20 protein-coding genes are annotated in these 16849 nt (G+C 66.0%); 16 read left to right on the forward strand and 4 right to left on the reverse strand.

What is annotated here, in order from left to right:
- Window positions 1-106 precede the first annotated feature (106 nt).
- The 4 genes from G342_RS0110240 (at window position 107) to G342_RS0110255 (ending at window position 2788) form a co-directional block, all read left to right on the forward strand.
- Window positions 107-742 carry an arylesterase gene (locus G342_RS0110240; RefSeq protein WP_026304304.1) on the forward strand — a complete coding sequence of 212 codons (636 nt, stop codon included), beginning with the start codon at window positions 107-109 and terminating at the stop codon, window positions 740-742.
- Window positions 743-814: 72 nt separating this feature from the next.
- Window positions 815-1867 carry an aldo/keto reductase gene (locus G342_RS0110245; RefSeq protein WP_018183046.1) on the forward strand — a complete coding sequence of 351 codons (1053 nt, stop codon included), beginning with the start codon at window positions 815-817 and terminating at the stop codon, window positions 1865-1867.
- 79 nt (window positions 1868-1946) lie between these two features.
- Window positions 1947-2501 carry an RNA 2',3'-cyclic phosphodiesterase gene (thpR, locus tag G342_RS0110250; protein ID WP_018183047.1) on the forward strand — a complete coding sequence of 185 codons (555 nt, stop codon included), beginning with the start codon at window positions 1947-1949 and terminating at the stop codon, window positions 2499-2501.
- Window positions 2498-2788: a 4a-hydroxytetrahydrobiopterin dehydratase gene (locus tag G342_RS0110255; RefSeq protein WP_018183048.1), complete on the forward strand. Its 291-nt coding sequence runs from the start codon at window positions 2498-2500 to the stop codon at window positions 2786-2788. The genes thpR and G342_RS0110255 overlap by 4 nt, the downstream gene beginning before the upstream one ends.
- Window positions 2789-2815: 27 nt before the next feature.
- Here G342_RS0110255 and G342_RS23810 read toward each other — a convergent pair whose 3' ends face one another.
- From G342_RS23810 to G342_RS0110275, 4 genes are all read right to left on the reverse strand, one after another.
- The gene (locus G342_RS23810; RefSeq protein ID WP_040878720.1) at window positions 2816-4495 is read right to left on the reverse strand and encodes a putative bifunctional diguanylate cyclase/phosphodiesterase; all 1680 of its coding nucleotides are present in this window, start codon (window positions 4493-4495) and stop codon (window positions 2816-2818) included.
- A gap of 225 nt (window positions 4496-4720) precedes the next feature.
- Window positions 4721-4906 carry a 50S ribosomal protein L32 gene (gene rpmF / locus G342_RS0110265; protein ID WP_018183050.1) on the reverse strand — a complete coding sequence of 62 codons (186 nt, stop codon included), beginning with the start codon at window positions 4904-4906 and terminating at the stop codon, window positions 4721-4723.
- A gap of 151 nt (window positions 4907-5057) precedes the next feature.
- Entirely contained in the window at window positions 5058-6170 is a 1113-nt protein-coding gene (leuB, locus tag G342_RS0110270) for a 3-isopropylmalate dehydrogenase (protein WP_018183051.1), read from the reverse strand.
- A gap of 108 nt (window positions 6171-6278) precedes the next feature.
- A complete protein-coding gene (locus G342_RS0110275; protein ID WP_018183052.1) occupies window positions 6279-6659 on the reverse strand; it encodes a RidA family protein in 381 nt (126 codons plus the stop codon).
- Between the two features lie 236 nt (window positions 6660-6895).
- Here G342_RS0110275 and sdhC point away from each other — a divergent pair, with 236 nt between their 5' ends.
- The 12 genes from sdhC to sucD all read left to right on the forward strand — a co-directional run bounded on the left by sdhC (window position 6896) and on the right by sucD (window position 16831).
- Entirely contained in the window at window positions 6896-7294 is a 399-nt protein-coding gene (sdhC, locus tag G342_RS0110280) for a succinate dehydrogenase, cytochrome b556 subunit (protein WP_026304305.1), read from the forward strand.
- An 11-nt stretch (window positions 7295-7305) separates the two neighbouring features.
- Complete coding sequence (sdhD, locus tag G342_RS0110285) at window positions 7306-7677, forward strand: succinate dehydrogenase, hydrophobic membrane anchor protein (RefSeq protein WP_018183054.1); 372 nt, start codon at window positions 7306-7308, stop codon at window positions 7675-7677.
- A 4-nt stretch (window positions 7678-7681) separates the two neighbouring features.
- Window positions 7682-9502, forward strand: a complete 1821-nt coding sequence (sdhA, locus tag G342_RS0110290) for a succinate dehydrogenase flavoprotein subunit (protein WP_018183055.1) — start codon at window positions 7682-7684, stop codon at window positions 9500-9502.
- Window positions 9503-9508: 6 nt separating this feature from the next.
- Entirely contained in the window at window positions 9509-9958 is a 450-nt protein-coding gene (locus G342_RS0110295; RefSeq protein WP_018183056.1) for a DUF3052 family protein, read from the forward strand.
- A 28-nt stretch (window positions 9959-9986) separates the two neighbouring features.
- A complete protein-coding gene (locus G342_RS0110300; protein WP_018183057.1) occupies window positions 9987-10766 on the forward strand; it encodes a succinate dehydrogenase iron-sulfur subunit in 780 nt (259 codons plus the stop codon).
- A gap of 94 nt (window positions 10767-10860) precedes the next feature.
- Window positions 10861-11046, forward strand: coding sequence for a hypothetical protein (locus tag G342_RS0110305; protein WP_018183058.1), 186 nt, complete (start codon window positions 10861-10863; stop codon window positions 11044-11046).
- A gap of 85 nt (window positions 11047-11131) precedes the next feature.
- Entirely contained in the window at window positions 11132-11515 is a 384-nt protein-coding gene (locus G342_RS0110310) for a VOC family protein (RefSeq protein ID WP_026304307.1), read from the forward strand.
- A gap of 272 nt (window positions 11516-11787) precedes the next feature.
- Complete coding sequence (locus tag G342_RS0110315; RefSeq protein ID WP_040878722.1) at window positions 11788-12369, forward strand: AprI/Inh family metalloprotease inhibitor; 582 nt, start codon at window positions 11788-11790, stop codon at window positions 12367-12369.
- Between the two features lie 40 nt (window positions 12370-12409).
- On the forward strand, window positions 12410-13576 hold the full coding sequence (zapE, locus tag G342_RS0110320) for a cell division protein ZapE (protein ID WP_018183061.1): 1167 nt from the start codon (window positions 12410-12412) through the stop codon (window positions 13574-13576).
- A gap of 157 nt (window positions 13577-13733) precedes the next feature.
- Window positions 13734-14699 (forward strand): malate dehydrogenase, encoded by a 966-nt coding sequence (mdh, locus tag G342_RS0110325; RefSeq protein WP_026304309.1) that lies wholly within the window; start codon window positions 13734-13736, stop codon window positions 14697-14699.
- 48 nt (window positions 14700-14747) lie between these two features.
- A complete protein-coding gene (sucC, locus tag G342_RS0110330) occupies window positions 14748-15947 on the forward strand; it encodes an ADP-forming succinate--CoA ligase subunit beta (RefSeq protein WP_018183063.1) in 1200 nt (399 codons plus the stop codon).
- Window positions 15947-16831, forward strand: coding sequence for a succinate--CoA ligase subunit alpha (sucD, locus tag G342_RS0110335; protein WP_018183064.1), 885 nt, complete (start codon window positions 15947-15949; stop codon window positions 16829-16831). The genes sucC and sucD overlap by 1 nt, the downstream gene beginning before the upstream one ends.
- Window positions 16832-16849 lie beyond the last annotated feature (18 nt).

Here is a 16849-nt window from a genome sequence, read left to right on the forward strand (position 1 = left end):
AACCCTATATCGTGCGACGGGCAGGCTCGTCGATCGGAGGAAGCCGTCGAACGCCGGCGTCCTGCCGATCGCGGCGCGTTCGGCTCAATATGGTGGCAAACATTCAATGATAAAGACCCTCGCGCTGGCTATCTCGTTGGGCCTGTCCCTTTTTCTGGCGACGGCCGGATCGGCCTCCGCCGCGCCGCTTCGCCTCGTCGTGCTCGGCGACAGCCTCTCCGCGGGCTACGGGCTCGGACCCGGCGAGGGTTTCACCGACCAGCTCCAGAAGGCGCTTGCGGCGAAGGGGCTGGATGTGACGGTGGTCAATGCCGGCGTCTCCGGTGATACGGCGGCCGGCGGCCTCGCCCGGCTCGACTGGTCGGTCGATCCGGACGCTGAGGCGGTCATCGTCGAGCTCGGCGCCAACGACATGCTGCGCGGCTTCGATCCTGACCAGCCACGCCAGGCCCTCGACGCCATCCTGACACGGCTTGGCGAGCGCAAGCTGCCGGTGCTGCTCGCCGGCATGCGCGCCGCGCCCAATCTCGGCCCCGATTATGCAAAACGCTTCGACGGTCTCTATCCGGATCTGGCCGCCAAGCATGGCGCGATGCTATATCCGTTCTTCCTCGACGGCGTCGCAGCCGAGCAGGACCTGCTGCTGGCCGACGGGATGCATCCCAACGCGGCCGGCATCGCGGTGATCGTCGAGAAAATCCTTCCCGCCGTGGAGGATCTGGTCGCGCAAGCCAAGCGCTGACCGGTCGTCCGCATCACCCCGCCCGCCGTTGCTTTCCGGCCCCGCCGCGCCAATTTCCCGGAGCTTTTCGCCATGGAATACCGTTCGCTCGGACGAACCGATCTTCGCGTGTCCGCCATCTGCCTGGGCACGATGACCTGGGGCCAGCAGAACACCGAGGCCGAAGGTCATGCCCAGATGGACTACGCCTTCGAGCAGGGCGTCAATTTCCTCGATACGGCCGAGCTCTATTCGATCCCGCCGAAGGCGGAGACGCAGGGTGCGACCGAGCGCATCATCGGCAACTGGATGAAGGCGAAGGGCAATCGCGACAAGGTCATCCTCGCTTCCAAGGTGTGCGGCCGCAACGGCTTCACCTGGTTCCGCGACGGCGGCGTGACGCCGACGCTGTCGCGCGCCCACATTCGCGCCGCCATCGAGAACAGCCTGAAGCGTCTGCAGACGGACTATCTCGATCTCTACCAGCTGCATTCGCCCGACCGCCACGTGCCGCAGTGGGGTTCCAACCCGACCGTCTACCGCCATCCCGAGCCGGCGCCTGACGAGGTGCCGATCGAGGAGACGCTGGCCGCCCTCGACGAACTGGTCAAGGAAGGCAAGGTCCGCCATGTCGGCCTGTCGAACGAGACCGCCTGGGGCACGATGCGTTTCGTCGCCGCCGCCGAGGCCGGCAAGGGGCCGCGCGTCGTCTCGGTCCAGAACGCCTACAACCTCCTGAACCGCACCTATGAGGTCAATCTGGCCGAAGTGTCGATGCGCGAGCAGGTCGGCCTGCTCGTCTATTCGCCGCTCGCCCAGGGCTACCTGACCGGCAAGTACCAGAACGGCGCCCGTCCGGCCGGCGCCCGCACGACGCTGTTCAATCGCGGCGACCGCTACGAGACGCCGGGCGCCCATGAGGCGATCGACGCCTATCTGGCGATTGCCCGCGAGGCGAACCTCGATCCGGCCGCACTGGCCATCGCCTTCGCCACCAGCCGCTGCTTCGTCACGTCCAACATCATCGGCGCCACCACGCTCGAACAGCTCAAGGTCGATATCGCGGCGGCGGATGTCATCATCACGTCCGAACTCGAGGCGAAGATCGACGCCGTTCACCAGTGGCGGGGAAATCCCTGCCCCTGAGCGGGTCGGAAAAGGCTTTACAGCCGGCCGGCAAACCGCGACCCTTGGCACTCCCGCCACCCGACAAAGGAGGGCGACCATGCCGCGCCTGTTCACCGGTCTCGAGATCCCGGAGGACCTCGCCCAACGGCTCTCGCTCCTGCGCGGCGGCCTCGCCGGCGCGCGATGGATCGATGCGGAGAACTACCACGTCACCCTGCGTTTCATCGGCGACATCGACGATCGAACCGCCGATGAGATCGCCGATGCGATGGCCAGGGTCCGCCGGCGCGAGTTCGATCTGCAGTTCTCCGGGCTCGATTCGTTCGGCAGCGCCAAGCCGCATTCGATCGTCGCGCGGATCGCGGCCTCGCGGGCGCTGTCCGAGCTGCAGGCGGAGCAGGAGCGCATCATCCAGCGGATCGGCTTGCCGCCCGAGGGACGCAAATACACGCCGCATGTCACGCTGGCGCGCCTGCGCAACACGCCGCATCGCGACGTCGCGGACTATCTGGCGTTGCGCGGCGGGCTCGTCGCGGCCGGCCTGCATGTCGCCCGATTCGTCCTGTTCTCGTCGAAGGCGTCGACCGGCGGCGGCCCCTATGTGGTCGAGCAGACCTATCCGCTCGCCGAATATTCGGAGGCACGCGGATGATCGCACGACTGGGAGAGGCGGAGCGGGCGACGGCGCTGGCCGGGCTTGATGGCTGGACGCTGACCGAGGGCCGCGAGGCCATCACCAAGGTCTTCACCTTTGGCGATTTCCAGGAGGCGTTCGCCTTCATGACGCGGGTGGCGCTCCTGGCCGAACGGATGAACCACCATCCCGAATGGGCCAATATCTACCGCACGGTCACGGTGACGCTGGCGACGCATGACGCCGACGGGCTGACCGAGCGCGACATCGCGATGGCGGAAGCGATGGACCGGTTCGCGCGCTAGGCGCCACGATCCGAGCCGCGGCTGTCGCTACGCCCAGGGCGGGGTCAGGCTGGCCGCCCCGCTCAGATGGCCCTGGATGCGATCAACACCCCAGCCGGCCAGCAGGGCGACGGTTTCCTCGTCCTGCACCCATTCCGCCACCGTCTCGATGCCAAGATCCTGCGCCAGTTCGACCAGCCGGCGCACGAAGACCTGGTCGTCCGGACTGGCGGGCAGCGTCGCGATGAAACTGCCATCGATCTTGACCATGTCGATCCGGAGCGCCCGCAAATTGCGGAACGAGGTGAAGCCGGCGCCGAAATCGTCGATGGCGAGGCGGGCGCCGAGATCATGCACGGTGGAAACGAAATAGGCCGTCTCGTCGAGATTGCGGATGGCGCTGGTCTCGGTGATCTCGACGATGATCCGGCTGCCGATATCGGGGCGCTGGCCGACGATGCGGGCGAATTTGGCCAGCCAGTCGGCGCCCGCCGCCGTCTCCGGCGCCACGTTGAGCGAGAGGCGCGCCTCGGGGTGGCGGGCGAGCGTATCGAGGACGCGGTCGAGCACGGCGAGGTCGAACAGGCGCGAGAGGCCGAGGCGCTCTGCGAGCGGCACGATCTGCCCGGCCGAGGCGATGCTGCCGTCCGGTTGCGCCAGGCGCAGCAACGCTTCGTGGAAGACCGTCTCGCGGGTGCGGATGTCGACGACCGGCTGGAAGGCGAGCCGCAGCCGCTGCTCGGACAGGGCGCCGATCAACTGCTGGGACAGTGCGATATTGGATTGCCGCTCGGCTTCGCGCTCGGGCGAGGGGGTGTATCCGACGAAGCGGCCACGGCCGGCATTGCGCGCCCTGCCGAGGCTTTCCTGGACCCGCTCCATCGCCTCTTCGCGGTTGCCGGCGTCGCGCGGCACGGCGACGCCGCCGATCGAGATGGTGATCGATACAGTGCCGTCGGCCGTCGCCACGACGTCGTCGCGGATGGCGGCCAGGAAGCGTTCGGCCGCGAAGGCCATCTCGTTCTCGTCGCAGGCCATCAGCACGAGGCCGAGCTTGTGGCCGGAAAAGCGGCCCATGATGTCGCCGTCGCGCAGCCGGCCGCGGATTCGTCGCGCCACGGCGGCGAGCACGCGGTCGCCGGCGCGGTAACCATAGGCATCGTTGATCAGGCGGAAATCGTCGATGGCGACGAGCAGGAAGGCGGCGCTGCTGCGCTGCTCCCGGGCATCGGTGATGGTTTGGTCGAGAATGTCGAGCAGGGCGGAGCGGTTGTAGAGGCCGGTGACGTCGTCATAGCGCGACAGGAAGGCGAGGCGCTGCTCGCGGGCATGGCGCTCGTTGATGACGCGCAGCACGCCTTCGGCGCGCCGGGCCGCCTCGCCGCCATCGGCGTACCAGCGGCCTGTGTCCTCGATCCAGAGGGTCGGGCCGCGCGGGCCGGCCGGCCGGAGGGCGTATTCGATCTGGTAGGCGACACCGTCGCCATTGTCGGTGCCGACCAGCAGGCTTTCGTCGCGCGAAAGCGGGCTGGCGTCATCCAGCAACTGCGCGAAGGCCTGGCCCGTCGCGATCGAATCGGTCGAGTCGAGGCCGAGCAGTGCCAAGGCGTCGCCGCCCCATTCGAGCCGGTCGCCTTCCAGCATCCAGCGATAGGCGACTTCGCCGATCGTGGACAGAATGGCGGCCGTATCGTCCTGGCGCTCGGTCTGATCTGGGCCGCTCACCATATTCGTCACAATCGGCATTTCCTTTGCGCAGCGCCGGCTTCGTCGCTTTCCCGATGCCGTAACGGACCCTAGAGAAAGGCCCGATGGAACGCCATGGGGAGGACCCTCCATCTTTCGGGTTATGCGGAACGGCTGGACTTGTCGCAAAAGAAAAGGGCCGGCTTTGGGCCGACCCTTGAACTTCGCGTCTCGCGATGATCCGTCGGGCGCGGGCGCCCGGCCGGATTAGCCTTCGCTCTTCGGCGTCAGGATCTGACGGCCGCGATACATGCCGGTCTTGAGGTCAATGTGATGCGGGCGGCGGAGCTCGCCCGAATTCTTGTCCTCGGTGTAGGCCGGCTGCGTCAGGGCGTCGTGCGAACGGCGCATGTTACGCTTCGACGGCGACGTCTTTCGCTTCGGAACAGCCATTTCATTCTTCCTTCGTCATATGCCGTCGACCGGCGGCGCGCCGCCCGGCAAGGGCACAGCAGATCTATTCGAATGCGGCCTTATACAGAGATCACCGAAGCTTGACCAGTCGGGATCCGGCAAAAAGATTCGGCCGCGGCTTGCGTTCTTCTCAGGCCGACAGCAGGTCGAGTTCGGCGACGATCGCGGCGCCCATCTCCTTGGTGCCGACCTTCTTCGTGCCCTCGGTATAGATGTCGCCGGTGCGCAGGCCCTTGCTGAGCACGCCCGAGATGGCGCTGTCGAGCAGGTCGGCTTCCCGAACGAGGCCGAAGGAATAGCGCAGCGCCATCGCGAAGGAGGCGATCATCGCGATCGGGTTGGAAATGCCCTGGCCGGCGATGTCCGGGGCCGAGCCGTGCACGGGCTCGTACATCGCCTTGCGGCGGCCCGTCGTTGCGTCGGGGGCGCCAAGCGCCGCGGACGGCAGCATGCCGAGCGAGCCGGTCAGCATCGCCGCGACGTCGGACAGGATGTCGCCGAACAGGTTGTCGCAGACGATGACGTCATACTGCTTCGGGCGGCGGACGAGCTGCATGGCGCAATTGTCGGCGAGCACATGCTCGAGCGCGACATCGGAATATTCTTCCTTGCCGACCTTGGTGACGACCTGGTTCCAGAGCACGCCCGACTTCATGACGTTGCGCTTCTCGGCCGAGGCGACGCGGCTCGAACGGGTCTTGGCGAGGTCGAAGGCGACGCGGGCGATGCGCTCGATCTCGGAGGTCGTGTAGAGCTGGGTGTCGACGGCGCGCTTCTCGCCGTTCTCCAGCGTGACGATTTCCTTCGGCGAGCCGAAATAGACGCCGCCGGTCAGCTCGCGCACGATCAGGATGTCGAGGCCCTCGACCAGCTCGCGCTTCAGCGAGGAGGCATCGGCCAGCGCCGGGTAGCAGATGGCCGGGCGCAGATTGGCGAAGAGCTCCAGATCCTTGCGCAGGCGCAGCAGTGCCGCCTCGGGACGGACGTCATAGGGGACGCTGTCCCACTTCGGGCCGCCAACGGCGCCGAAAATGACGGCGTCGGATTCCTGCGCCAGCTTCATCGTCGCTTCGGAGATCGCCTTGCCGTGCGCGTCATAGGCCGCGCCGCCCGCCAGATCCTGCTCATACTCGAAGGCGGCGACGCCGCGCTTGGTGAACCAGTCGATGACCGTCTTCACTTCGGCCATGATTTCCGTGCCGATGCCATCACCGGGGAGGAGGAGAAGCTTGTAGCTGGTCATGTCGCGGGTTCTCTTGTCGAGCGGGTCTGCGGGCGGGTGAATGCGCGGGCAGCGATAGCCGCGCAGGTGCAGCGATGCAAGCCGAACCCGCGACGTCAGGGCCGGGAATCAGGCTTTGAGCGCCGTCACCTCGATCTCGACCTTCATTTCGGGCCGGATCAGGCCGCAGACGGTCATCGTCGCGGCCGGGCGGATGTCCCGGAACTGGGGGCCGACGACGGCGAACACCGCGTCGGCGAAGGCGGCGTCGGTGACATGATAATGCACGCGAACAACGTCCCCGAGCGCGAAGCCCGCTTCTTCCAGCGCGGCGGTGATCGTCGCCATCGCGTTTTCCGTCTGCGCGCCGACCGCTTCCGGCATGGTCATGCTGGCATAGTCGTAGCCGGTGGTGCCGGCGACGAAGCACCAGGGCCCCTGGACGACGGCGCGCGAGTAGCCGGCCTGTCGTTCGAAGGGGGATCCGGTCGAAATCAGCTGACGGGACATGTGGGTCTCCAGGGACGGTGGCGCCTCCGGGCGCGCGCGGCGCATTCGAAGGCTTTCATGAGGGCGTCAAAGCGGGGCATGATTGCATGCCATCGTCGCGAGTCGCGAAAAGGTCTCCGCATCACCCTGCGTCATGCAAAAGACCGTTTTGACCGCGCCGCACAATGGGGTTAGAACCGGTCCAAACTCACGACCCTAAATGCTTACGTTTACGTAAGCGATTGAGGATGAACACGATGTCGAATGCCGAGGCGAAGACGGGCCGTCCGCTTTCTCCGCACCTTCAGGTCTATCGCTGGCCGATCACCATGACGGTGTCGATCCTGCAGCGTGTCACGGGCGGCGCGCTCTATTTCGGCACGCTGCTTCTGGCCTGGTGGGCGATCGCCGCCGCCGCCGGCCCGGGTCCCTTCTCCTGGGTGTCCTGGGTGTTCGGCTCGTGGATCGGCCTGCTGGTGCTGTTCGGCTACACATGGGCGCTGATGCAGCACCTGCTCGGCGGCATCCGCCACTTCGTCTGGGATTTCGGCGCGGGCTTCTCGAAGCCGGCGCGCGACAATCTCGCCTGGGCCAACATCATCGGCTCCGCCGTGCTGACGATCCTGATCTGGGTCGTGGCGCTCGCCGTTCGCTGAGGGGTAATCACATGCGTACACCGCTCGGCCGCGTTCGCGGGCTCGGCTCGGCCAAGGAGGGCACGGGCCATTTCTGGCATCAGCGCCTCACCGGCGCCGCTCTCGCCGTCCTGGCCATCCTGTTTGTCTTCCTGGTGATCGTGCTGGCCGGCAAGCCCTATCCGGAAGTCGTCGCGACGCTGGCGAACCCGTTCGTCGCGCTGCTGATGGTCCTGATGATCGGCACCGGCGTCTGGCACATGAAGCTCGGCATGCAGATCATCATCGAGGATTACCTGCATGGCGGTCTGAAGATCGTCGCGCTGGTCGCCAACATGTTCTTCGCGGTCGCCATCGGTGTGGCGACCATCCTCGCCTTCCTCAAGATCAGCTTCGGAGGCTGAAGCCATGGCTGAAGCCAACGCGAGCGCGTCCATCAACGGCCGCGCCTACAACTTTGTCGACCACACCTTCGACGTCGTCGTCGTCGGCGCCGGCGGCGCCGGTCTGCGTGCCACGCTCGGCGCCAGCGAGGCCGGCCTGAAGACCGCCTGCATCACCAAGGTGTTTCCGACCCGTTCCCATACGGTTGCCGCCCAGGGCGGAATTTCCGCCGCGCTCGGCAACATGGGCGAGGACGACTGGCGCTTCCACATGTACGACACCGTCAAGGGGTCGGACTGGCTGGGCGACCAGGACGCGATCGAATATCTCGTCCGCAATGCGCCGGCCGCCGTCTACGAGCTCGAGCATTTCGGCGTGCCGTTCTCGCGCACCGAGGAAGGCAAGATCTACCAGCGGCCGTTCGGCGGCATGACGACGAATTTCGGCAAGGGCATCGCGCAGCGCACCTGCGCCGCCGCCGACCGCACCGGCCACGCCATCCTGCACACGCTCTATGGCCAGTCGCTGCGCCATTCGGCCGAGTTCTTCATCGAATATTTCGCCATCGACCTGATCATGGAAGAAGGCGAGTGCCGGGGCGTCGTCGCGCTCTGCCTCGAGGACGGCACGCTGCACCGCTTCCGCGCCGCCAAGACGATCCTGGCCACCGGCGGCTATGGCCGCGCCTATTTCTCCGCCACCTCGGCCCATACCTGCACCGGCGACGGCGGCGGCATGGTGCTGCGCGCTGGCCTGCCGCTGCAGGACATGGAATTCGTGCAGTTCCACCCGACCGGCATCTACGGCGCCGGCTGCCTGATCACCGAGGGCGCGCGCGGCGAGGGCGGTTACCTCACCAATTCCGAGGGCGAGCGCTTCATGGAGCGCTATGCCCCCTCCGCCAAGGACCTGGCCTCGCGCGACGTCGTCTCGCGCGCCATGACCATGGAGATCCGCGAAGGCCGCGGCGTCGGCAAGGCGAAGGACCACATCCACCTTCACCTCGACCATCTCGATCCGGCGCTCCTGCATGAGCGACTGCCCGGCATTTCCGAGAGCGCCAAGATCTTCGCCGGCGTCGACCTGACCAAGGAGCCGATCCCGGTCCTGCCGACCGTCCACTACAACATGGGCGGCATCCCGACGAACTATCACGGCGAGGTGCTGAACAAGGTTGGCGGTGATCCGGACCAGATCGTTCCGGGCCTGATGGCCGTCGGCGAGGCCGCCTGCGTCTCCGTGCACGGCGCCAACCGCCTCGGTTCCAACTCGCTGACCGATCTCGTCGTGTTCGGCCGCGCCGCGGCGCTGCGCTGCGTCGAGACCGTGCAGCCGAACCAGGCCCAGAAGGAACTGGCGAAGGGCGCCGGCGAGAACTCGGTCGCCCGTCTCGATCGCCTGCGCTACGCTAGCGGCTCGACCTCGACGGCCGAGATGCGCCTGAACATGCAGAAGGTGATGCAGTCGAACTGCGCCGTCTTCCGCACCGGCGAGGTGCTCGACGAGGGCCATGAGCTGATCCACCAGGTCTGGAAGGGCTCGGACGACATCAAGGTCACCGATCGCTCGCTGATCTGGAATTCTGACCTGGTCGAGACGCTCGAATTCGAGAACCTGATCGTCCAGGCCGTCGTCACCATGGATTCGGCGCAGGCCCGCAAGGAATCGCGCGGCGCGCACGCCCGCGAGGACTATTCCGAGCGCGACGACGTCAACTGGATGAAGCATTCGCTCGCCTATATCGACGCCGACAACAAGACGGTGAAGCTCGACGACCGGCCGGTGCACACCTACACCATGTCGAACGACATCCAGTACATCGAGCCGAAGGCTCGCGTTTACTAAGGGCGGATGATGGCCTCCGCGATCTCTCCCGCAGCCGGCTATTCCGGGCGTTCGCTCCCGGAAAAGCTGGGCTTCAAGCCCGGGATGGCGGTGGCCTTCGTGTCGCTGCCGGCGGGGCTGGAGGGGTTGCTCGACAGCGTGCCGTTCGGGCGCGTCGTCCGCACGGCGCACTGGGCCGAACCGCTTGGCCCGGATCGCAGCCTGGACGCGGTGCATGCCTTCACGACGAGCCGGGCCGAGGTCGACTGTGATCTGGCGCGGCTGCAGGACGTGATCCGGCGCGACGGCATGATCTGGGTGTCGTGGCCGAAGAAGGCCTCGAAGGTCGAAACCGACGTGACCGAGGATGTCGTCCGCGACGCGGCGCTCCGTCTCGATCTCGTCGACATCAAGGTCGCGGCGGTCGACGCCACATGGTCCGGTTTGAAACTCATGGTCCGCAAGGACCGTCGCTGAACGAATTTTACGCCCGAGGACGCTCACTATGGTCCAGCTGACCCTCCCGAAGAACTCGAAGCTCACAGAAGGCAAGGTCTGGGACCGGCCGGCTGGCGCCAACAACGTCCGGGAGTTCCGCGTCTATCGCTGGAATCCCGACGACGGCAAGAATCCGCATGTCGACACCTATTACCTCGACCTCGACGACTGCGGGCCGATGGTTCTCGACGCGCTGATCAAGATCAAGAACGAGATCGACCCCACGCTGACCTTCCGCCGCTCCTGCCGCGAGGGCATTTGCGGTTCCTGCGCGATGAACATCGACGGCTCGAACACGCTGGCCTGCACGAAGGGCATCGACGAGGTGAAGGGCCCGGTCGCGATCTATCCGCTGCCGCACATGGAAGTGGTCAAGGACCTGATCCCCGACCTGACCAATTTCTATGCCCAGCACCGCTCGATCGAGCCCTGGCTGAAGACGGCGACGCCGGAGCCGCAGAAGGAATGGCTGCAGAGCCATGCCGACCGCGAGAAGCTCGACGGCCTCTATGAGTGCATCCTCTGCGCCTGCTGCTCGACCTCGTGCCCGAGTTACTGGTGGAACGGCGACCGCTATCTCGGCCCGGCCGTGCTGCTGCAGGCCTATCGCTGGCTGATCGACAGCCGCGACGAGGCGACCGGCGAGCGGCTCGACAATCTGGAAGATCCCTTCCGCCTGTATCGTTGCCACACGATCATGAATTGCGCCCAGACCTGCCCGAAGGGCCTGAACCCGGCCAAGGCGATCGCCGAGATCAAGAAGATGATGGTCGAGCGCCGCGTCTGATCCTCGCTGCCCGGAATTTCGGCATGACGGCGCGGAACCCTTCCGCGCCGTTTTCGTTTCCCCGGACCGATCGCTTTTTCGGAAGGAGACGATCATGACCATCAAGCAGGATATGGAGCCGACCTGGACGATCGAAGCCATCGACAGGCTGCGGGAACTGGCCGTGGAACGGGTTCCGGCGGATATCATCGCGACGGCGATGCACCGGCCGGAACATGAAATTCGCCAGAAGGCGGCCGAGCTGGGTCTCTCCCTCGAAATCGAGCCGATGACGCCCTGACATCGGGCGGAATCGCCGTTACCCTGCCACGCCAGGGCGCGTGGCAGGGCGCGCGCCCCGCGCTTGAAAGGGGCGGGCGATGGGCATTTTCGATCATGTCGGGCTTGTGGTGAGCGATCTCGACCGGGCGACGGCCTTCTATGACGGGGCGCTGGCGCCGCTCGGCATCCGCGAGCTTATGCGGATCCCCGCCTCGGTGACCGGCCGTGGCGATGTCGTCGGCTATGGCAGTGCGAAGCCGGAACTGTGGCTCAGCCCCGGCGCGCAGACCAAACCCCATGTCCATCTCGCTCTCGTGGCGGAGAACCGCGCGGCGGTGGATGCCTTCTACAAGGCCGCCCTGGCGGCAGGCGGTGTCGACAACGGCCCGCCCGGCCTTCGGGCCCATTATCATCCCGACTATTATGGCGCCTTCGTCCTCGATCCTGATGGGCACAATATAGAAGCCTGCTGCCACCGCCCGGCATAGATCTGCCGAGTAGCATGGTGCTTTCTTCGGCGGGTGCGTCCCTGGCGGCCTTGTCGTTGCCGGCGATATGCCGTATTGCGCAAAGCAAGATAGGCTGCGGATTTTCGAGTGATTTCCCTTCATCTTTCCCGTTCCGATCGACCGGTGGGCCCGCTTGAGGCGGCGGCCGGTGTGCTGGGCGAAGATTTGGGCGTTCTTCCGTTTGCCTCAAAGCGGCTCGATTGTGCCCCTAACCTGGTTCGGCACCGAGGATTTCGATGATGGAGAAGCTCATGTCCCGACGTCTCGCGCCGATCGGCCTGGTCGCCACCTTGGCGGCCGCCTTGAGCGGTTGCGGCTCGTTCGGGGCGATTGGCCTCGGTCCGATGGAGCGTTCCGCCAAGTCGGTCGAAAGCGACACGCTGCCGCCGGTCGCGACCGCGCCTGTGACCTCGACGGCCCTGCCGCCGCCGCCGATGGATCCGAACGCGCAGATGCCGCCGCAGACAGCGGCCGGCACGCTCCCCGGCACCGAGCCGCTTCCGGGCACCGCCGCGCCGGCGCCGCCGCCGGTTTCCACCGCCTCGGGCGCCGAGATCGGCCGCACCGATCTGCTCGGCGGCTGGACGCTGCAGTCCGGCGGCGAGAGCTGCCAGCTGTTCATGACGCTGACCAGCTGGACGGGCGGCTATCGCGCCTCGACGCGCGGCTGCCAGTCCCCGACGCTGAAGTCGATTTCGGCCTGGAGCCTGTCGGGCTCGCAGGTGGTGCTGGCCGGCGCCAATGGCGTGTCCGTCGCCAGCCTGTCCGCGTCGGGCAAGACCCACTTCAACGGCCAGATCAATGGCGGCCAGGCTGTTTCCTTCTATCGCTGAGTGAGCCGGCTGCGATGTTCGCGGCGGCGGGGGTAATCGGGTGAGCCAGGGCCTGCCGGTCGTTTCGCGCGTCGCAGACGCCTATCGGGACCTTGTCGCGCGCGGCGAGGTCGAGGAGGACCCGGCCCAGCAGGTTCTGGTCGGCAAGCTCGACGCCCTCAATGCGCGCCTTGCCGAACGGCGTCTCGCCCGCAAGTCGAGTGCGCTTGGCTGGTTGTTCGGCAAGCGCGAGGCGGCGACGCCAGCGGTTCGCGGCCTCTACATCCATGGCGATGTCGGCCGCGGCAAGACCATGCTGATGGACCTGTTCTTCGAGCGCGCCGCGCCGCAGCGCAAGCGCAGGGCCCATTTCAACGATTTCATGGCCGACGTGCATGCCCGCATCTTCAGGATGCGAGAGGCGATCAAGGCCGGCAAGGTTTCCGGCGAGGATCCGATCGCGCCGGTCGCCGACGAGATCGCGGAAGAGACGCAGCTTCTCTGCTTCGACGAATTCACCGTGACCAACATCGCCGACGCCATGATCCTCGGGCGGCTGTTCACGCAGCTGTTCTCGCGCGACGTGGTGCTGGTGGCGACCTCCAACGTCGCGCCGGACGATCTCTATGCCGGCGGCCTCAACCGGAACCTGTTCCTGCCCTTCATCACGCTGCTGAAAGAGCGGGTCGAGGTGGTGCGGCTGGCAGCGAGAACCGATTATCGGCACGAAAAGACGTCCCGCGCGCCGGTCTATCTGACGCCGCTCGGACCCGAATCAGATGCGGCCCTCGATGCGGCATGGCTTCACCTGACGTCAACGTCATCTGGCGAGGCGTCGACCCTGTCGGTGCTCGGTCGCGACGTTGTCGTACCGCAGGCGGTGGACGGCGTCGCCCGTTTCAACTTTACCGACCTCTGCGCCAGGCCGCTCGGCGCCAGCGACTATCTCGCCATCGCGCATGCCTTTCACACGGTTCTTATCGATCACATCCCGGTGATGGGCGATGCGCGTCGCAATGAAGCCAAGCGTTTCATTACGTTGATTGACGCGCTCTATGACGGCCATGTCAAAATCATCGTTTCGGCCGCGGCCGAGCCGGGCCGGCTCTACACGGCGGAGGACGGCGTCGAGGCGTTCGAATTCGCCCGCACGGCGTCGCGCCTGACCGAGATGCGGTCCGAGGAATATCTCGCCCAGCCGCATCGCGGCTTCATCGTCGAGACATGACGTTAACGTAAGCTGCTGCGCGAATTGGCGGATTGCCGCCACGGAAGGCGCGGGACTGACTTGCACCGGTCGAGCATTGGGGTTAGACCACCCGCGTTCCGACAGAGTCATACTGTCGCATTACGTTTAGGTAAACCTCCATCGGGAGACCTCGCACATGGCTCGAGCCAAGATTGCTTTGATCGGTTCCGGTCAGATCGGCGGCACGCTCGCCCTTCTCGCTGGCATCAAGGAACTGGGCGACATCGTCCTCTTCGACATCGCCGACGGCGTTCCCCAGGGCAAGGCGCTCGACATCGCCGAGGCGGCTCCCGTGGAAGGCTTCGACGCGAAGCTCTCGGGCGCATCGTCCTACGCCGCGATCCAGGATGCCGACGTCGTCATCGTCACGGCCGGCGTGCCGCGCAAGCCCGGCATGAGCCGCGATGATCTGCTCGGCATCAATCTCCAGGTGATGGAGCAGGTCGGCGCCGGCATCAAGAAGTATGCCCCGAACGCCTTCGTCATCTGCATCACCAACCCGCTCGACGCCATGGTCTGGGCGCTGCAGAAGTTCTCCGGCCTGCCGGCGAACAAGGTCGTCGGCATGGCCGGCGTGCTCGACAGCGCCCGCTTCCGCTATTTCCTCGCCGAAGAGTTCAAGGTCTCGGTCGAGGACGTCACCGCCTTCGTGCTCGGCGGCCATGGCGACACCATGGTGCCGCTGACGCGCTACTCGACGGTTGCCGGCATCCCGCTGACCGACCTGGTCAAGCTCGGCTGGATCGAGGCTTCGCGCCTCGAGGAAATCGTCCAGCGCACCCGCGACGGTGGCGCCGAGGTGGTCAACCTCCTGAAGACCGGCTCCGCCTTCTACGCCCCGGCTGCCTCCGCGATCGTGATGGCCGAGAGCTACCTCAAGGACAAGAAGCGCGTCCTGCCGGCCGCAGCCCTGCTCGACGGCCAGTACGGTATCAAGGGTCGCTACATCGGCGTGCCGATCGTCATCGGCGAGAACGGTGTCGAGCGCATCATCGAGATCGAACTGAACAAGGCCGAGCAGGCGATGCTCGACAAGTCGGTCGCCTCGGTCGAGAGCCTGGTCGAAGCCTGCGTCAAGATCGCTCCGGCGCTCGGCGCCTGATCTTTCGAACGAAGCACAGAGACAGCCCCTAAAGGCGGAACGTCATCTATGAATATTCATGAATATCAGGCGAAGGCGGTGCTGAAGGAATTCGGCGCCCCCGTATCGCGCGGCATTGCCATCTTCACCCCGGAAGAGGCCGAAGCGGCTGCGAAGGAACTGGGCGGTCCGCTCTGGGTCGTCAAGTCGCAGATCCATGCCGGCGGTCGCGGCAAGGGCAAGTTCAAGGAAGCGGCTGCCGGCGAAAAGGGCGGGGTCCGCCTCGCCAAGTCGATCGACGAGGTCAAGGCCTTCGCCGGCCAGATGCTCGGCAACACGCTGGTGACCATCCAGACCGGTCCCGAGGGCAAGCAGGTCAACCGCCTCTACATCGAGGACGGCTCGGACATCGAGAAGGAGTTCTACCTCTCGATCCTCGTCGACCGCGAGACCTCGCGCATCTCCTTCGTCGTCTCGACCGAAGGCGGCATGGACATTGAGGAAGTCGCCCATTCGACGCCCGAGAAGATCAAGTCCTTCTCCGTCGATCCCGCGACCGGCATCATGCCGCATCACGGCCTCACCGTCGCCAAGGCGCTCGGCCTCTCGGGCCCGCTCGCCAAGCAGGCGACCGACGTCGTGACGAAGCTCTATACGGCCTTCGTCGCCAAGGACATGGAGATGCTCGAGGTCAATCCTCTGATCGTCACCACCGACGGCAATCTGAAGGTCCTCGACGCCAAGGTGTCGTTCGACTCGAACTCGCTGTACCGCCAGCCCGCCATGCTGGCGCTGCGCGACGAGACCGAGGAAGACGCCAAGGAGATCGAGGCGTCCAAGTATGACCTCGCCTACATCGCGCTCGACGGCTCGATCGGCTGCATGGTCAACGGCGCCGGCCTCGCCATGGCGACGCTCGACATCATCCAGCTCTACGGCGAAAGCCCGGCGAACTTCCTGGATGTCGGCGGCGGCGCTTCGGAAGAGAAGGTGACGGCAGCCTTCAAGATCATCACCTCCGATCCGAAGGTGAAGGGCATCCTCGTCAACATCTTCGGCGGCATCATGAAGTGCGACGTCATCGCGCGCGGCGTCATCGCCGCGGTGAAGACGGTCGGCCTCAAGGTTCCGCTCGTCGTGCGCCTCGAGGGCACCAATGTCGAACTCGGCAAGCAGATCATCCGCGAGAGCGGCCTGAACGTGATCCCCGCCGACGATCTCGACGATGCTGCCCAGAAGATCGTCAAGGCCGTGAAGGAAGCCGTCTGATGTCCATCCTGATCGACAAGAACACCAAGCTCATCACCCAGGGCTTCACCGGCAAGAACGGCACGTTCCACTCCGAGCAGGCGCTCGCCTACGGCACCAAGGTCGTCGGCGGCACGTCGCCCGGCAAGGGCGGCCAGACCCATCTCGGCCTGCCGGTGTTCGACACCGTCGCCGAAGCGCGCGACGCCACCGGCGCCGACGCCTCGGTCATCTACGTGCCGCCGCCTGGCGCCGCCGACGCGATCTGCGAGGCGATCGACGCCGAGATCCCGCTGATCGTCTGCATCACCGAGGGCATTCCGGTTCTCGACATGGTGCGCGTCAAGCGTTCGCTCTCCGGTTCGAAGTCGCGCCTGATCGGCCCGAACTGCCCCGGCATCGTCACCGCCGACGCCTCGAAGATCGGCATCATGCCGGCCAACATCTTCAAGAAGGGCTCGGTCGGCATCGTCTCGCGCTCCGGCACGCTGACCTACGAAGCCGTGTTCCAGACGACCCAGGAAGGCCTCGGCCAGACCACGGCCGTCGGCATCGGCGGCGATCCGGTCAAGGGCACCGAGTTCATCGACATTTTGGAAATGTTCCTGGCCGATGATGAGACCACGTCGATCGTCATGATCGGTGAAATCGGCGGTTCGGCCGAGGAAGACGCGGCGCAGTTCCTGGCCGACGAGGCCAAGCGCGGCCGCAAGAAGCCGATGGTCGGTTTCATCGCCGGTCGCACGGCGCCTCCGGGACGTCGCATGGGCCATGCCGGTGCGATCATCTCCGGCGGCAAGGGCGGCGCGGAAGACAAGATCGCGGCGATGGAAGCCGCGGGTATCCGGGTGTCGCCGTCGCCGGCGCGCCTTGGAAAGACCTTGGTTGAGGTCTTGAAGGGCTAAGAGGCAAGACCGACATTC

Origin of the sequence: Kaistia granuli DSM 23481 (assembly GCF_000380505.1) — a bacterium.
Lineage (GTDB): Bacteria > Pseudomonadota > Alphaproteobacteria > Rhizobiales > Kaistiaceae > Kaistia > Kaistia granuli.

Coding starts and splice junctions, on each gene's coding strand:
- sucC (WP_018183063.1), top strand. CDS start 14,748: ATGAATATTCATGAATATCAGGCGAAGGCGGTGCTGAAGGAATTCGGC.
- G342_RS0110240 (WP_026304304.1), top strand. CDS start 107: ATGATAAAGACCCTCGCGCTGGCTATCTCGTTGGGCCTGTCCCTTTTT.
- rpmF (WP_018183050.1), bottom strand. CDS start 4,906: ATGGCTGTTCCGAAGCGAAAGACGTCGCCGTCGAAGCGTAACATGCGC.
- G342_RS0110245 (WP_018183046.1), top strand. CDS start 815: ATGGAATACCGTTCGCTCGGACGAACCGATCTTCGCGTGTCCGCCATC.
- leuB (WP_018183051.1), bottom strand. CDS start 6,170: ATGACCAGCTACAAGCTTCTCCTCCTCCCCGGTGATGGCATCGGCACG.
- G342_RS23810 (WP_040878720.1), bottom strand. CDS start 4,495: ATGGTGAGCGGCCCAGATCAGACCGAGCGCCAGGACGATACGGCCGCC.
- G342_RS0110295 (WP_018183056.1), top strand. CDS start 9,509: ATGATGGCCTCCGCGATCTCTCCCGCAGCCGGCTATTCCGGGCGTTCG.
- sdhC (WP_026304305.1), top strand. CDS start 6,896: ATGTCGAATGCCGAGGCGAAGACGGGCCGTCCGCTTTCTCCGCACCTT.
- G342_RS0110255 (WP_018183048.1), top strand. CDS start 2,498: ATGATCGCACGACTGGGAGAGGCGGAGCGGGCGACGGCGCTGGCCGGG.
- sdhA (WP_018183055.1), top strand. CDS start 7,682: ATGGCTGAAGCCAACGCGAGCGCGTCCATCAACGGCCGCGCCTACAAC.
- G342_RS0110300 (WP_018183057.1), top strand. CDS start 9,987: ATGGTCCAGCTGACCCTCCCGAAGAACTCGAAGCTCACAGAAGGCAAG.
- G342_RS0110305 (WP_018183058.1), top strand. CDS start 10,861: ATGACCATCAAGCAGGATATGGAGCCGACCTGGACGATCGAAGCCATC.
- sucD (WP_018183064.1), top strand. CDS start 15,947: ATGTCCATCCTGATCGACAAGAACACCAAGCTCATCACCCAGGGCTTC.
- sdhD (WP_018183054.1), top strand. CDS start 7,306: ATGCGTACACCGCTCGGCCGCGTTCGCGGGCTCGGCTCGGCCAAGGAG.
- mdh (WP_026304309.1), top strand. CDS start 13,734: ATGGCTCGAGCCAAGATTGCTTTGATCGGTTCCGGTCAGATCGGCGGC.
- G342_RS0110315 (WP_040878722.1), top strand. CDS start 11,788: ATGTCCCGACGTCTCGCGCCGATCGGCCTGGTCGCCACCTTGGCGGCC.
- thpR (WP_018183047.1), top strand. CDS start 1,947: ATGCCGCGCCTGTTCACCGGTCTCGAGATCCCGGAGGACCTCGCCCAA.
- G342_RS0110275 (WP_018183052.1), bottom strand. CDS start 6,659: ATGTCCCGTCAGCTGATTTCGACCGGATCCCCCTTCGAACGACAGGCC.